We start from the raw sequence: 279 nt of genomic DNA on the forward strand, positions 1-279 counted from the left end.
GCATGAATAAACCATGAAGCCCGGGAGGTCACTGTCAAATTTATTGTACTACATAGCAAGAGACCATAACCTTTTCCATTTTCCATTCTCCTTTTTAAGTAGAATTAGTGACATCGAATAATCGGCTATCGAGCTTTGTTCCAGGAAGACTAGGCTTAGATTCTTCTCTCTATTAAATAAAGGTCTTGAAAATTTTAGCTCGATATTAAAATGATGATCCTGACAGCTTTCCAAGTTGATTGAAAATTTTTCCTTGTCCCATTGAAACTCGCTGTTAAT

1 protein-coding gene is annotated in these 279 nt (G+C 35.8%); it reads right to left on the reverse strand.

What is annotated here, in order from left to right; all coding sequences use genetic code 11:
* Positions 1-48 precede the first annotated feature (48 nt).
* A partial coding sequence (locus HC175_RS24095; protein ID WP_209310243.1) for a hypothetical protein occupies positions 49-279 on the reverse strand: 231 nt, incomplete at its 5' end.

It is taken from the genome of Salinimicrobium oceani, from assembly GCF_012037645.1.